Genomic DNA, 14,223 nt, shown 5'->3' with positions numbered 1-14,223 from the left:
GATGGCCACGTACGTACTGCTTCCCGGCGCCGGGACCGACGCCTGGTACTGGCACCTGCTGGAGGCCGAGCTGCGCGGGCGGGGCCACGACGTCGTGGCGGTCGACCTGCCGTGCGACGACGACACGGCCGGACTGGCCGAGTACGCCGACACGGCGGTCCGGGCCATCGGTGACCGTGACCGTGACCGTACGGAACTGGTCGTGGTGGCCCACTCCTTCGGCGGGTTCACCGCCCCGCTGGTGTGCGACCGCGTGCCGGTCGGCCTGCTGGTGCTGCTCCAGGCGCAGATCCCGGCGCCGGGTGAGAGCCCGGGCGAGTGGTGGGGCAACACCGGTTTCGAGCGGGCCAGGCGCGAGCAGGACGAGCGGGACGGCAGGGATCCGGACGACACCGTCGCCCTCTTCCACCACGACACTCCGCCGGAGCTGGCCGCGCGGGCCCAGGAACACGCGCGTCCGCAGTCGGCCACCCCCTTCATGAAGCCCTGGCCGCTGGACGCGTGGCCGGACGTGCCGACGAAGTTCCTGCTGTCCCGGGACGACCGCTTCTTCCCCGCCGCGTACATGCGGGGGATCGTGCGGGAACGGCTCGGCATCACCCCCGACGAGATGCCCGGCGACCACTGCCCGATGCTCGGCCGCCCCCGGGAACTGGCCGACCGTCTGGAGGCGTACCGCGCGGGGGCGTAGGGGCCGCCCGTCGGCCACGCGCCGTGGCGGAGCCGGTCCGCCGGGCCGATTCCGCGCATCCTGAGACCCATGCGGACCACACCACGACACCTCGGCTACCCGGCGGCAGCGGTGGTGTTCGCCATCGGCATGGCGGGCACCACGCTGCCCACCCCGTTGTACGGGCTCTACCGGGAGGAACTGGGCTTCTCCGAGTTCATCGTGACGGTGGTCTACGCCGTCTACGCGGTGGGCGTGATCGCGGTCCTGCTGCTCGCGGGGAACTACTCCGACACGGTGGGCCGGAAGCCGGTCCTGCTGATCGCGGTGGGGCTGTCGGCGGCGAGCGCGCTGTGCTTCCTGTTCGAGGGCGGGCTGGGCCTGCTCTTCGTGGGGCGCCTGCTGTCGGGGTTCTCGGCCGGTCTGTTCAGCGGCGCGGCCACCGCGACCGTGCTGGACCTGGCCTCCCCCGCGCACAAGGCGCGCGCGGGTCTCGCGGCGACCGCCGCCAACATGGGCGGGCTCGGGTGCGGGCCGCTGCTGGCGGGGCTGCTGGCCGAGTACGCGACGCACCCGCTGCGCCTGCCGTTCCTGGTGCACCTCGTGCTGCTGGCGGTGGCGACCTGTCTGACGCTGCTGCTCCCGGAGAGCGTCGAACGGCGGGCATCCGTCCGGGACGGGGAGGCGGGGCGGGTACGGCGGTGGCCCCGGCCGACTCCGCAAGGCCTGGTGGTCCCGCCCGAGGTCCGCGGGGTGTTCGGTCCCGCCGCGCTCGCCGCGTTCGCGGGCTTCGCGCTGCTGGGGCTGTTCAGCTCGGTCGCGCCGAGCTTCGCGACCCAGACGCTGCACGAGGACAACCTCGCGGTGGTGGGCGCGGTGGTCTTCTCCACCTTCCTCGCCTCGACCGTGGGACAGCTCGCGATGGGATGGGTCGGCGGCCGCAGGGCGCTGCCCCTGGGCAGCTTCGTCCTGGTGGGCGGCCTGGCACTGGTCGCGGCGTCGCTGGCGGCGGAGTCGCTGGGCCTGCTGGTGGCGGGCGCGGTGACGGCCGGCCTGGGCCAGGGCCTGGCCTTCCGCTCGGCCGTCACCTCCATCGGCGCGACAGCCCCGCCGGCCCAGCGGGCAGGCACGATCTCGGCGTTCTTCGTCATCGCCTACATCGGCATCTCCCTCCCGGTGATCGGCGTGGGCGCGCTCTCACTCGTCCTGGACCTACGAACGGTGGGCCTGATCTTCACGGCCTGCGTGGCGGTACTGGCGGCGTGGGTGGGGCTCCACACGGCACGGCGGGACGCGGGCGGTACGGGCGGCCCCGGCACGCAGAGCCCGGACGGGCGCGGCCCCAGCGAGTAGGGCCCGTCACAGCCCGGGCAGTACGTCGGGCGCGGCCCGGAAGCATGGGAGGGCGCGGCACGGAAAGCATGGGAGGGCGCCCCCCACGGAAGCTTGGGCGGAGGCCGCCCCGGAGGCACCGCCGAAAGCCGCACGGAACTACCGCCGGGCACAGCCCGGAGGTACGGACGGGAGCAGTTCGGGGAGCGCGCTCTGGACACGGCCCGGGGCACCACGGGCGGGGCCGGCCGAAGATGGTGCCGACGGAGGCCGCCCCATCCGGGGGGGACCGCCGAAAGCGGCACAGAACTTACCGCCGGGCTCGGCCCGGAAAGCACCGGCGGGCACGGCCCGGGGAGTACGGCTGACGCGTCCCAAGCACCACGGGCAGGCACGGCCCGGAAGGTATGGGCCGGGCACGGCCCCGGGGGCACGGCTGACGCGGCCCAGGACCACGGGCGGGGGGCCGCCCGAAGGGCACAACCGAAAGTGGCCCAAGAACTACCACCGGGCACAGCCCGGAAAGTACCGCCAGGGGCGCCCGGGAAGGAAGTCAGGCCGAACACACCCGGGGCACACGGGCGGGCATTTCCCTAGGCATCACGGGTGAACGCACCCCGGGAAGCACAGGCGGGGGCAGCCACAGAGAGCACCGCCGGGGGTGGCACAGGCGGGGAACGCCCCAAAGAGCACGGCCGGTGGTGGCACAGGAGGTGCGAGCACGGGTGGGGTGTCGGAGTGAGCGGTCGCCGCGCGTGGGTGGTGGGAGGCCCGCGCGGGGAAACCGCGCCCCGTCAACGCTGCCAGCCACGCGGATGCCGCCCGCGCAGGCGATCAGAGCACCCGCCAGGGGGGCCAAGCCGCGCAAGCGGTGGGAGCACCCGCGCGAAGGAGCCACGCCGCCGCGAACGCGGCCAAGTCAGGCGGTCGCCGCCCGCCCAGGCGGTGGGTGCGCCGGCGTGGGGAACCCACGGCCCCCGGTTGTGGCCGAGCGAGGCGATCGCCGCCCGCGCAGGCGACGGGGAACGGCCGGCGGGGGGAGCCACGGCCCGCGAACGCGGCCGAACCGCACAGGCGGTGGCAACGCCCCGCGCGAGGGAACCACGCCCCAGCCAACGCGGCCAAGGGAAGCGATCACCACCCGCGCAGGCGAGGGGAGCGCCAACGCAGGGAAAGCCACGCCCCCGCCAACGCGGCCGAGCGAGGCGAACGCTGCCCATGCAGGCGACGGGCGCGCCCGGCAGGAGGGAACGTGCCCCCCATCAACCCGGCCGAGCCCGGCGATCGCCGCCCGCGCACGCGACGGGCGCGCCCGCGTGGGGGAAGTACGGCCCGTCAACGCGGCCGCGTAGGGGCGTCGCCGCCCGTGTGTGTGGGGGGATCCACGGCCCGTTGGGTGGCGGGTGCGTGGTGGTGTGGGGCGGTCCGGTCAGGGGCCGTGGCGGCGGGCGCCGCCCGGGGCCGCGTTGCCTGCGGCTAGGCCCGTGGTGCGGTAGCCCTGGACCCGTTTGCCGGTGGGGGCGCCCGAGCCGGCCCAGTCCGCGCGTACCCACAGCAGCGCGTCGTCCCGGCGCTCCAGGCGGCCCAGCCAGGCCGCCTTGAGCCACAGGCCCACCCCCGCGCCCGCCAGCACCGCGCCCGCGGCGACCGGCACCGCGAAGGAGGCGGCGACGGCGGCGGCGAACCCGCCCGCCAGCCACCAGACATGGGCGCGGCGCCAGTTCCGTATCGTCACGGCCCGGTCCTGGAGCACGTCGAACCGGCCCGCCCGCGAGGCGCGTTCCGCCCAGGCCGTGTACGTGCGGCGGCGGGTCAGCGTCACGGCCGCCGCCGACAGGACGAACAGCGCCACCCCCGCGTACACGCCGATCGCGCGCCCCGTCAGACCGGGGATCAGCAGCCCGATCCCGGCGGCGGCCACCCCGAGCCACCAGAGCGGGACCGCACCGGCCCGTACCACCACCGCGACCCTCACCAGCGTCTGTCCACCGCGTCCCGCACGCCCCACGATCCGCCTCCTCACGGCCTGTGTGTGCCGGGGAGAGTAGTGGGGCTTCCTGAGCGAATTCTGAGAAATGACCGCCCGCGCTGTCTACTGATCACCCGCGGTGTCTACCGACCACCCGCGGCGTCTACTCCACGAACAGCCCCCGCGCCGCCGCCCCCGCGTCGAACTCCTCCAGCCGCGCCTGCGCCTCCGGCAGGTGGTCGCACATCGCCTCCAGCAACACCCGCCCCAGCAGCATCGGCGCGCACGCCGTGTCGAAGGCGAGGCCCGTGCCAACGGCCGCCGGGATCAGCAGGTCGCTGTACGCGGCGACCGGCGCGAACGCCGAGTCCGCGACCGTCACCACCGTCAGCCCCGCCGCGCGCGCGTAAGCCAGCGCCTCCACGACCTCCTTCGGGTGGCGCGGCAGCGCGAAACAGAGCAGGGCGCTCGCCCCCGCGCTCCTGGCCGTGTCGATCCGGTCCGCGAGCATCGTGCCGCCCTCGTCCAGCAGCCGTACGTCCGGATGGACCTTGGCCGCGAAGTACGAGAAGCCGCGCGCCTGCGACGAGGCGGCCCGCAGCCCGAGCACCGGCAGCGGCCGGGACGCGGCGAGGAGTCGGCCGGCGCGCTCGACCGGCGCCGGGTCCGCGAGCAGTTCGGCCAGATGCCGGAGATTCTCGATCTCGCCCAGCACGGCCTGCTGGTACTCGTTGTACGGCGCCGCCCCCGCGTCCTGCCCCGTCGGCGCGACGTCGCGCAGGTGCTTGCGCAGCGCCGGGTACCCGTCGAAACCGAGCGCGACGGCGAAGCGGGTGACGGACGGCTGGCTGACCCCGGCCAGCTCGGCGAGTTCGACGCTCGACAGGAAGGGCACGTCCCCGGCCCGGCGCACCATGCTGTGCGCGATGCGCCGCTGGGTGGGGGTGAGGCGGTGGCCCTCGAAGAGCTGCTGAAGTCGGGCGGCAGGGCTGTCGCTCACGCGATCCCCCTTCTCAGGTCCGGGTCGGGCGGTGGGACGAGCGGCCCGACGGGCGGCGGGACGGGCGACGGGACAGGCGGCAGGACCGCCGTCGGAACGGCGGTGGCGGGTACGGCGGTGGTACGGGGCGTCGCCCGCCCCGCACGGCCCCCCGCGTCCGCCGCCAGATCGGTGAACCGGTCGAGCAGCGCGGCCGCGCCCGTCACATCATCGGTCAACGGCCGGTCGGCGGACGACTCCTGGAGTACGGACTCCGCCAGCTCGAAGGCCCGCCCCACCGGCAGACCGGGCTCGGGCCGCAGCCCCCGCTGCCGCAACGCCCGTACGGCGGCGACCAGTTCGCACCCGACGACCAGCCGGTACGCACCCGCCGCGCGGAGGGTCTGCCGGGCCGCGAGCGAGGCGAAACTGGCCTGTTCCTCCACACCCCGGGACAGGACGGTGTGACCGAGGGAGGCCGGCGCCGAGTAGGCCCGCAGATCGCCCAGCGCCGCGCCCGCCGCGTACTCCAGGATCATCACGCCGGAGCTCGCGGGTTCGGCGTCGGCGAGGAACGGCCGCAGCCGGGTGAAGGCGGGCTCGTTCAGGGCGGCGAGGCGGGAGGTGGACAGCCGGGCGGTCTGGACGAGCGAGAGCCGGAAGTGGTCCAAGGCCAGGGCCAGTTGGGCGAGGTAGAAGCCGCCGTGGTGGTACGCGGCGGGCGCCGGCTCGCTCTCCGTCCCGGGGACGATCAGCGGGTTCTCCGCGGCGGCGTTGATCTCGACGGCCAGCGCGCTCTCCAACGCGTCGGCGGCGTCCCTGGCCGGGCCGTGGATCTGCGGCACGCACCGGAAGCCGTACGGGTCCTGGATCCGGCCGAGCGGCGGCGCGGGGCGGTCGGGGGCGCCCAGCATCCGGCGCATGTCGGCGGCGACGGCGTACGAACCGGCGTGCGGGCGCGCCGCGTGGACCGGTTCCGCGAACGTCTCGTACGAACCGTCGACGGCCAGCAGCGAGAGCGCGGCGACCAGTTCGGTGGCGGTCACCAGGCGGCGCAACTCGTCCAGCGCGAGTGTCGCCTGACCGAGCGTCAGCGCGTTGCTGCTGATGAGCGCCAGCGCGTCGTTGTTGTCGAGGGGCTGCGCCCCGGGGGGCCGCCCGCCCCACCAGGGGTGTTCACCGGCGAGGGCGAGGCCCAGCTGGGCGAGGGCCGCGATGTCGCCCGTACCGACGGACCCGAATTCGTTCACCACGGGGTACGCGCCGGTCTCCAGCGCCTCGCAGAGCGCGGTGACGACGGTCGGGCGCAGCCCGGCGCCCCCGGCGAGGAGCTGGTTGGCCCGTACCGCCAGCATCGCCCGGACCTCGCGGGCGGGCAGGGCGCCGCCGATGGCCCCGGCGTGGCTGCGCAGCAGCCGCAGCCCGTGGTCGGCGGCGGCCTCGGTCGGCACGGCCTCGGTGCGGTTGGCGCCGACGCCGGTGGACCGCCCGTACACCCGTCCCGACGCGGCCAGCTCGCGCGCCACGTCCCAGGTCCGCTCGACGCGCTTCATCGAGTCCGTGCCGGGGACGGGACGGGCGGCGCCGTCGGCCAGCCGTACGACGTCGGCCACCGGGAGGCTCTGCCCGTCCAGGACGACCACGGCGGCGGCCACCGGGTACGGCGGGTGGGACGACATCATGCGCGCATGCCCCCTTTTGGCATCCATTCAGCCACACACAACTCTGCATGACTATATGCAAGCCGGGCAAGCGCGGCAGCTGTCAGACGCAGCCCTTCTCCGGGGTCAAGGCTCCGGGTCCGGCTCCGGATCACGGCTCCGGGTCACGGCTCCGGGTCAGGCGTACTCCTTCTCCCGGGGCGCGAAGATCAGGTTGCGGCTCTTGCCCGGGCGCCCGTCGGCGATCGGCACGAGCCGGCGGTCGGACTCCGAGATCCAGCGGAAGGTGTAGTCGAGGCCCCGGAAGGGCTCGGTGAGCTGGTCCAGCAGCGTCGACTGGAGCGCTTCGAGGATGACGACGGGCCGGTCGCGCTTGAGGAGGTGCCGGGCCCCGGCGAGGACACTCGGCTCGTGGCCCTCGACGTCGATCTTGATCAGGTCGACCGGGGTGTCCCCCAGCGCGTCGTCCAGGGAGACCAGCTGCACCCGGCTGGTGATCGCGCTGGCCACGGGCTTGGTGAAGTCCTCCAGGGAGGAGCCGGTGGAGAGCAGGTTCACCAGCGGGAAGCGGATGTTGATGTCCGCGAACCCCACATGGTCGGAGACGCCCTTCTGGTGCAGCACCAGGTTCTTGACGCCGTTGATCCGGTGGTTGACGGCCAGCCTGGCGTGGATGGGCGGGACCGGTTCAAACGCGTGCACCTTCGCCTTGGGGGCGGAGAGGGCCGCGATCATCGCGTAGTAGCCGACGTGCGCGCCGACGTCGACGACCGTACGGCTGCCGGCGGCGAGGCGGCTCCAGTGGTAGAGGCTCGCCGACTCGTAGCCGAAGCGGCCGTTCCACACGGTGTCGAGGGCGACGGCCTCGTCGTTCGCGCAGAACATGACGAAGGGCGGACAGAGCCCCGAGTCGATCTCCACCCATCCGTGGTGGGGGAAGGCCTTGCGGTGGGTGTTGAGGATCTCGGTGGTCGTGACCGGCCGGACGCGCGCGGCCTCCGTCGCGGTCACCCGGTTCGCCGCGTCGAGGTCTTGGATCCGGGTGCCGCGCGGGGCGGCGGCCGGCCGGCCGGAGCCCGGCTGCGCCCGGCGTGCGGCTGACGAGATCTTGCGGAGGATCTTCACGGGTCTCCTTGGATGTCTTCCGACGGAAGGGCCGTTCGAGTGTGCCGATGTTGCCGCCGCCCGCTGAGCGCAGGATGTTCACCGGGTGAACGCGAGGCGAATGCCTGGACGTCGGGCCCGGCCCGTCCGGGGGGCCGGAAAATGGGGGGTTACCCCCAGGGACCGCAAGCACTCCCGCTTCGTACGGTGGTCCGCATGGAAGCCTTCGATCCTGAGCTCAAGAAGGAGCTCGACGCGACCCTTCAGGCCCGCCGGGAGCTGGGGACGGAGTACGAGCCCGCGCTCGTCGAGTCGTTCCTGGGGAAGGTCGAGCAGCGCATCGACGGGACGGTCGACCGGCGGGTACGGCGCCAGCTCGCCGAACAGCAGATGTCGGCGGCCCGCAGCAGCCGCTCGCCGGCCGGCCCCGAGGGGTTCGGCGAGCGGTTCGGCTTCGGCATCATCTCGCTGATCCTCGCCGTCCCGCTGTCCGCGATCGCCAGCGGCACGGCCGGCGTCAAGGGCCTGATCGTCTGCTGGCTGGGCATCGTGGCGGTCAACACGGTGCACTCGTCGCACGGCTGGCCGTGGGCGGCGCGGCGGCGGCGCGAATCCGACTGGGAGGACTGAGGACCGGCGCGTACAGGCGCGGGAAAGGGAACGCGTACGAGCGCGGGAAAGGGAACGCGTACGAGCGCCGGCAAAGCAACGCGTACGCGCGCAAAAAAGGAAGCGGAAAAAGTAAGCGCGGGGACCGCCGCACCCCCATTGCTGGGGGGCGGGACGACGACGGTCCCCGCGAGGGACACGATCCGGGTCAGGGCCGGTTCTCGTGTCCTGGGCGTCCATGGAGGTCCGGGAGCCGCTCCGTAGTCCGTGACGCCGACAACAACCAATGTGCCGTACGCGTGTTAAGCGGGTGCTGCGTGGACGTGTCGCCCTCGTACCACTTTCGCGAATGTGCGAAACCCCGGGTCAATGTGCCGGGTGGGGCACGTCCTTGGACAGGAACGCGAGCAGATCCTGCCTGCTCACGACACCGGTCGGCTTCCCCTCCACCAGCACGATCGCCGCGTCGGCGCCGTCCGAACCGCTCAGCGCGGCCATCAGGTCGGCGACCGCCTCACCGGAACCGACCTGCGGCAGCGGCCCCGACATGTGCTTCTCCAGCGCGTCGCCGAGCGCGGCCCGCTGGGTGAACAGCGCGTCCAGGAGGTCCCGTTCCACGACCGAGCCGATGATCTCGGCGGCCATCACGTCCGGGTGTCCCGCGCCCGGCTTCACGATGGGCATCTGGGAGACGCCGTACTCCCGCAGGACCTCGATGGCCTGGCCGACCGTTTCCTCCGGGTGCATGTGGAGGAGGGTCGGGATGGGGCCCTCCTTGTGGCGCAGGACGTCACCGACGGCCGCCGCGCCCCCGGTCTGCTCCAGGAACCCGTAGTCGTTCATCCACTCGTCGTTGAAGATCTTGCTGAGGTAGCCGCGCCCGCTGTCCGGCAGCAGGACCACCACGACGTCGTCGGGGCCGAGCCCCTCGGCGACCTTCAGCGCCGCCACGACCGCCATCCCGCAGGAGCCGCCGACGAGCAGCCCCTCCTCCTTGGCCAGCCGGCGGGTCATCCGGAACGAGTCCTTGTCGGACACGGCGACGATCTCGTCCGTCACCGTCCGGTCGTACGCGGTCGGCCAGAAGTCCTCACCGACGCCCTCGACCAGGTACGGCCGGCCCGAGCCGCCCGAGTAGACGGACCCCTCGGGGTCGGCGCCCACGACGCGCACACTGCCACCGCTGACCTCCTTGAGGTAGCGGCCGGTGCCCGAGATGGTGCCGCCGGTGCCCACACCGGCCACGAAATGGGTGATTTTCCCCTCCGTCTGCTCCCACAGCTCCGGACCGGTGGTCTCGTAGTGCGAGCGGGGGTTGTTCGGGTTGCTGTACTGGTCCGGCTTCCAGGCGCCCGGCGTCTCCGTGACCAGCCGGTCGGAGACGTTGTAGTACGACTCCGGGTGGCTGGGGTCGACGGCCGTCGGGCAGACGACGACCTCCGCGCCGTACGCCCGCATGACGTTGATCTTGTCCATCGAGACCTTGTCAGGGCAGACGAAGACGCACTTGTAGCCCTTCTGCTGGGCCACGATCGCGAGTCCGACGCCGGTGTTGCCGCTGGTCGGTTCGACGATCGTGCCGCCCGGCCGGAGCTCTCCGCTCTGCTCCGCCGCCTCGATCATGCGCAGGGCGATCCGGTCCTTCACCGAACCGCCCGGGTTGAAGTATTCGACCTTGGCCAGGACTGTCGCCCGAATGCCCGTGGTCACGCTGTTCAGTTTCAACAGCGGGGTATTGCCAACCAGACTGATCATCGAGTCGTGGAATTGCACCGTATGTCTCCGGGGTCTCCGTGATGGTCCGGCCAGCGTATGCGGAGACGCGCGAGATTGGGCGACGGTCCTTACGGGGCAGTTAGCTGGTGTACGTACTCACGCGTAGGGCGCGCGGCGTACGGCGTGCGGCGAGGAGGAGGTGGCTCGGACTGTGTCGAGGGCGAGGGTGGCACGGCGGATCGCGGCGGGCGCGGCCTACGGGGGCGGGAGCATCGGCCTGATCGGCGCGGCCGGCGTGGGGATCCTGCTGGCGGAGGCGCAGCTGGCGAAGCGGTCGGTGGGCGGCGGGATCGCACCCGTACCGCCGAGCGGCAACGGCTGGTACGGACTGGCCTTCGGGCACACCGATCCGCTGCGGATGGGCATGCTGGGCGATTCGACGGCGGCGGGGCAGGGCGTGCGCCGGGCGGGGCAGACCCCGGGGGCGCTGCTGGCGTCGGGGCTGGCGGCGGTCGCGGAGCGGCCGGTGGACCTGCGGAACGTGGCGCTGCCGGGGGCGCGCTCGGACGACCTGGACCGGCAGGTGACGCTGCTGCTGTCCGGCGCGGAGCCGCCGGAGGTCTGCGTGATCATGATCGGCGCGAACGACGTCACGCACCGGATGTCGGCGACCCGCTCGGTGCGGTACCTGTCGGCGGCGGTACGGCGGCTGCGGACGGCGGGCGCCGAGGTGGTCGTGGGGACCTGTCCGGACCTCGGCACGATCGAGCCGGTGTACCAGCCGCTGCGCTATCTGGCGCGCCGGGTGAGCCGGCAGCTGGCGGCGGCGCAGACGATCGTGGCGGTCCAGCAGGGGGCCCGCACGGTCTCGCTGGGCGACCTGCTGGGTCCCGAGTTCGCGGAGAACCCGCGGGAGCTGTTCGGGCCCGACAACTACCACCCGTCGGCCGAGGGGTACGCGACGGCGTCGATGGCCGTCCTGCCGACGCTGTGCGCGGTGCTGGGCCTGTGGCCCGAGACCGATCACCTCGACGTGTCGCGCGACGAGGACATGCTCCCGGTGGCCAAGGCCGCCTCCGCCGCCGCGTCCCGCGCGGGTACGGAGGTCACGGGCGCGCGCGGGCCGTGGGCCCTGCTCAAACACCGGCGCCGCAGGCACCCGGTCACGCCGGAGGAGGCGGCGCCCCAGGAGGCGGGCGCGCTGGACGCCCTCTCCGAGGACGAGGACCTCGCCGCCCAGGAGGCGGCCCCGCACAACACCACCCCGCGCGGCGCGAGCGTCGCGGACCCGAACGCCGAGTCCCCCGCCGAGGCGCGGCGGGCCCGCAGGGCGCGCCAGGGGACGACCCCCCAGCAGACCTGACGGCCGCGCGCCACCGGTATGGAGGGAGTGGCGCATACCGATCATGGACGGCCGCCGCTCCGGGACGGTGGCGCGCGAATCGCGCCAGAGTCGGGCCGCGATCCGGTGCGCGACCAAAACCGACCGCGCGCCCCGGTACGCCGGGCGTGCGCGTGCGCTCCGTGTACGCCCCCGCACCCTGCGCCCGCACCGCCCTCACTGAGCAAGCGCTTAGAAAAGAGGTCCGCATCACACGACCGCTTCGGTGACCCGAGCGCTACGTACGGGTAACTTCCCAGACAGTCCCGATTTCCGCCGTCCAGCATCCTGGGAGCCGTCCGATGCCCGAAGCCGTGATCGTCTCTGCCGCCCGTTCCCCCATCGGCCGGGCCTTCAAGGGCTCGCTCAAGGAGCTGCGGCCCGACGACCTGACCGCCACGATCATCCGTACCGCGCTCGACAAGATCCCGGAGCTGGACCCCCGCGACATCGACGACCTGATGCTGGGCTGCGGGCTGCCCGGCGGCGAGCAGGGGCACAATCTGGGCCGCGTCGTGGCCGTGCAGATGGGGATGGACCACCTCCCCGGCTGCACGATCACCCGCTACTGCTCCTCGTCGCTCCAGACCTCCCGGATGGCGATGCACGCGATCAGGGCGGGCGAGGGCGACGTCTTCGTCTCGGCCGGCGTCGAGATGGTGTCGCGCCAGGTCAACGGCTCGTCGGACGGCATGCCCGGCACGCACAACCCGCTCTTCGCGGACGCGGAGGCGCGGACGGCGGAGGTCGCGCAGAGCGAGGGCGCGGGCTGGCACGACCCGCGCGAGGACGGCCTGGTCCCGGACGCGTACATCGCGATGGGGCAGACGGCGGAGAACCTGGCGCGCCTCAAGGGCGTCACCCGCCGGGACATGGACGAGTTCGGCGTACGGTCCCAGAACCTCGCCGAGGAAGCCCTCAAGAACGGCTTCTGGGAGCGGGAGATCACCCCCGTGACCACTCCCGACGGCACGGTGGTGACCAAGGACGACGGCCCCCGCGCGGGCGTCACCCTGGAGGGCACGCAGGGACTCAAGCCCGTCTTCCGCCCCGACGGCCTGGTCACGGCGGGCAACTGCTGCCCGCTGAACGACGGCGCCGCCGCGCTGGTGATCATGTCCGACACCAAGGCCCGTGACCTGGGCCTGACCCCGCTGGCCCGGATCGTCTCCACCGGCGTCACCGGCCTGTCGCCGGAGATCATGGGCCTCGGCCCGGTCGAGGCGTCCCGGCAGGCGCTCTCCCGCGCCGGGCTGACCATCGGCGACATCGACCTGGTCGAGATCAACGAGGCGTTCGCCGCGCAGGTCATCCCGTCCTACCGCGACCTGGACGTTCCGCTGGAGAAGCTCAACGTCAACGGGGGCGCGATCGCCGTCGGCCACCCCTTCGGCATGACCGGCGCCCGCATCACCGGCACGCTGATCAACAGCCTCCAGTTCCACGACAAGCAGTTCGGCCTGGAGACGATGTGCGTGGGCGGCGGCCAGGGCATGGCCATGGTGATCGAGCGGCTGAGCTGAGCCCGTCCGGGCGGTTCCGCACCGCCCGGGGTCCGCATTCCTCCTGGCAGCGGGCTGCTGACCTGGTACGGAACGGACGGGGAGGCCACCCGGGGCCTGCCCGTCCGCGCCCCCGCGGACGCGCGCCGATCCCCAGTCGTGACTGAATCTCCCCCAGGATGTGACCTCTTCCACGGGGAGATTCGTTTGAGCTGGTCAGGTCCGGATGGAGACTGAACCTAAGGCCCAAAGACCTGTCCCATTCATGACGTAATGCACTGACGGCGGGCCCCGCACCCACGACAAGCTGATGTAGGAAGTCGGGGGTATCTATTGAGACCGGGAGTTGTCAGTGAGCGCCACATCTCTTGCCCTGCTGCTGACCACGGCCGCCGCGACGGCCGTGGGAGTCGCCGCACTGCACGCCGCCCACGGGCTGCGTCGCGAGGTGGCCGCCCTGCGCGGTGAGCTGGCCGCGAACCCCGCCGGGCCCGCCGTGTCCGTACCGCAGGCCAGAAGCGCCACACCGACCGAGGAGATACGTTCCGCCGTCGCCGAGGCCCTGGCCGAGGAGCGCGAGCGCGAGCTGGCCGAGGCGCGTGCCTTCTGGGCCGCGCAGGAGGCCCGCGACGCGGCCGACACCCCGTCCCTGCTGGGCGGTCTCGCCGGGCTCGGCACCGAGGAGGGCGGCCCCTTCTACGTGCCCCGCCAGGCCGACTTCGCCGGGCTGGAGTCCCTGGAGCCCGTCGACGCGCTGGACTCCCTGGAGTCCCTGGACCTCGACGCCCTCGACGGCGGCGGGTTCACCGACGCGGACGACAGCTTCGCCGACCTGCCCGACCTGAGCGAGGTCAGCGAGGTCAGCGAGTTCGCCGGCGAGTACGCCGAGGACTCCCCCGAGCTGGCCGCCGCCCGCCGCCGGCACCCCTCGCACCCGGACTTCGTACCGGTGCAGACCCCCGTGGTCACCGACCACGAGCGGACCGTGGCCCGGCTCGAAGAGCTCGCCGAGACCCGTACGGCCCTGGCGGACGTGCGGCCGGGACCGCTGGGCACGCTCGACGTCTACGTCTTCACCGACGGCACCACGCTCTGCATGACGCCCGGCCACCGCGAGACCGCGGAGCGGCTGGCCGAGTCCCTGCGGCAGGGCGGCGCGCCGTTCCTGCTGGGCGGCTCGGGGGTCTCGGGGGCGTACACGCTGACCTTCTCGACCGACGCTCCCGCCGCGGACACCGGCGGGGACGGCGGGGAGCACGTCTACATCCTCGCGGACCGCGTCATAGCCTCGCTCTAGGGC

The 14,223-nt window shown here is 73.2% G+C and carries 11 protein-coding genes; 6 read left to right on the top strand and 5 right to left on the bottom strand.

The genetic code is table 11. The features are described from left to right. Position 1: 1 nt before the first annotated feature. Entirely contained in the window at positions 2-691 is a 690-nt protein-coding gene (locus ACIODU_RS28810) for an alpha/beta fold hydrolase (RefSeq protein ID WP_401771166.1), read from the top strand. A 69-nt stretch (positions 692-760) separates the two neighbouring features. Further along, on the top strand, positions 761-2,023 hold the full coding sequence (locus ACIODU_RS28805) for an MFS transporter (protein ID WP_401771163.1): 1,263 nt from the start codon (positions 761-763) through the stop codon (positions 2,021-2,023). Between the two features lie 1,408 nt (positions 2,024-3,431). Here ACIODU_RS28805 and ACIODU_RS28800 read toward each other — a convergent pair. The 4 genes from ACIODU_RS28800 to ACIODU_RS28785 all read right to left on the bottom strand — a co-directional run bounded on the left by ACIODU_RS28800 (position 3,432) and on the right by ACIODU_RS28785 (position 7,736). Then, positions 3,432-4,010 (bottom strand): hypothetical protein, encoded by a 579-nt coding sequence (locus ACIODU_RS28800; RefSeq protein ID WP_401771161.1) that lies wholly within the window; start codon positions 4,008-4,010, stop codon positions 3,432-3,434. Between the two features lie 124 nt (positions 4,011-4,134). Next, on the bottom strand, positions 4,135-4,971 hold the full coding sequence (locus ACIODU_RS28795) for a MurR/RpiR family transcriptional regulator (protein ID WP_401771158.1): 837 nt from the start codon (positions 4,969-4,971) through the stop codon (positions 4,135-4,137). After that, complete coding sequence (locus tag ACIODU_RS28790) at positions 4,968-6,632, bottom strand: aromatic amino acid ammonia-lyase (protein ID WP_401771155.1); 1,665 nt, start codon at positions 6,630-6,632, stop codon at positions 4,968-4,970. Before ACIODU_RS28790 ends, ACIODU_RS28795 begins: the two co-directional genes overlap by 4 nt. 156 nt (positions 6,633-6,788) lie before the next feature. After that, positions 6,789-7,736: an FkbM family methyltransferase gene (locus ACIODU_RS28785; RefSeq protein WP_401771153.1), complete on the bottom strand. Its 948-nt coding sequence runs from the start codon at positions 7,734-7,736 to the stop codon at positions 6,789-6,791. Positions 7,737-7,931: 195 nt separating this feature from the next. On the opposite strand from ACIODU_RS28785, the gene ACIODU_RS28780 reads away from it, so the two are divergent. Then, positions 7,932-8,345, top strand: a complete 414-nt coding sequence (locus ACIODU_RS28780; protein WP_401771150.1) for a hypothetical protein — start codon at positions 7,932-7,934, stop codon at positions 8,343-8,345. Positions 8,346-8,690: 345 nt separating this feature from the next. Here ACIODU_RS28780 and ACIODU_RS28775 read toward each other — a convergent pair whose 3' ends face one another. Next, positions 8,691-10,097, bottom strand: coding sequence for a cystathionine beta-synthase (locus ACIODU_RS28775; protein WP_356429495.1), 1,407 nt, complete (start codon positions 10,095-10,097; stop codon positions 8,691-8,693). 169 nt (positions 10,098-10,266) lie between these two features. Between ACIODU_RS28775 and ACIODU_RS28770 the strand changes: the two genes are divergently transcribed. The 3 genes from ACIODU_RS28770 (at position 10,267) to ACIODU_RS28760 (ending at position 14,220) form a co-directional block, all read left to right on the top strand. Then, positions 10,267-11,403 (top strand): SGNH/GDSL hydrolase family protein, encoded by a 1,137-nt coding sequence (locus tag ACIODU_RS28770; RefSeq protein ID WP_401771298.1) that lies wholly within the window; start codon positions 10,267-10,269, stop codon positions 11,401-11,403. Positions 11,404-11,723: 320 nt separating this feature from the next. Beyond that, positions 11,724-12,944, top strand: coding sequence for an acetyl-CoA C-acetyltransferase (locus ACIODU_RS28765; RefSeq protein ID WP_401771147.1), 1,221 nt, complete (start codon positions 11,724-11,726; stop codon positions 12,942-12,944). 331 nt (positions 12,945-13,275) lie between these two features. Next, positions 13,276-14,220 carry a hypothetical protein gene (locus ACIODU_RS28760; protein WP_356429500.1) on the top strand — a complete coding sequence of 315 codons (945 nt, stop codon included), beginning with the start codon at positions 13,276-13,278 and terminating at the stop codon, positions 14,218-14,220. Positions 14,221-14,223 lie beyond the last annotated feature (3 nt).

This window comes from Streptomyces sp. NPDC088261, from assembly GCF_044740805.1.
Taxonomy (GTDB): Bacteria; Actinomycetota; Actinomycetes; order Streptomycetales; family Streptomycetaceae; genus Streptomyces.
Note: the sequence above shows the minus strand (reverse complement) of the source record. Positions and strands in the feature narration are given on the sequence as shown.

Excerpts from the sequence above, each read along its gene's own strand:
- ACIODU_RS28810 (WP_401771166.1), top strand. The coding sequence starts at position 2 with ATGGCCACGTACGTACTGCTTCCCGGCGCCGGGACCGACGCCTGGTAC.
- ACIODU_RS28805 (WP_401771163.1), top strand. The coding sequence starts at position 761 with ATGCGGACCACACCACGACACCTCGGCTACCCGGCGGCAGCGGTGGTG.
- ACIODU_RS28790 (WP_401771155.1), bottom strand. The coding sequence starts at position 6,632 with ATGATGTCGTCCCACCCGCCGTACCCGGTGGCCGCCGCCGTGGTCGTC.
- ACIODU_RS28780 (WP_401771150.1), top strand. The coding sequence starts at position 7,932 with ATGGAAGCCTTCGATCCTGAGCTCAAGAAGGAGCTCGACGCGACCCTT.
- ACIODU_RS28765 (WP_401771147.1), top strand. The coding sequence starts at position 11,724 with ATGCCCGAAGCCGTGATCGTCTCTGCCGCCCGTTCCCCCATCGGCCGG.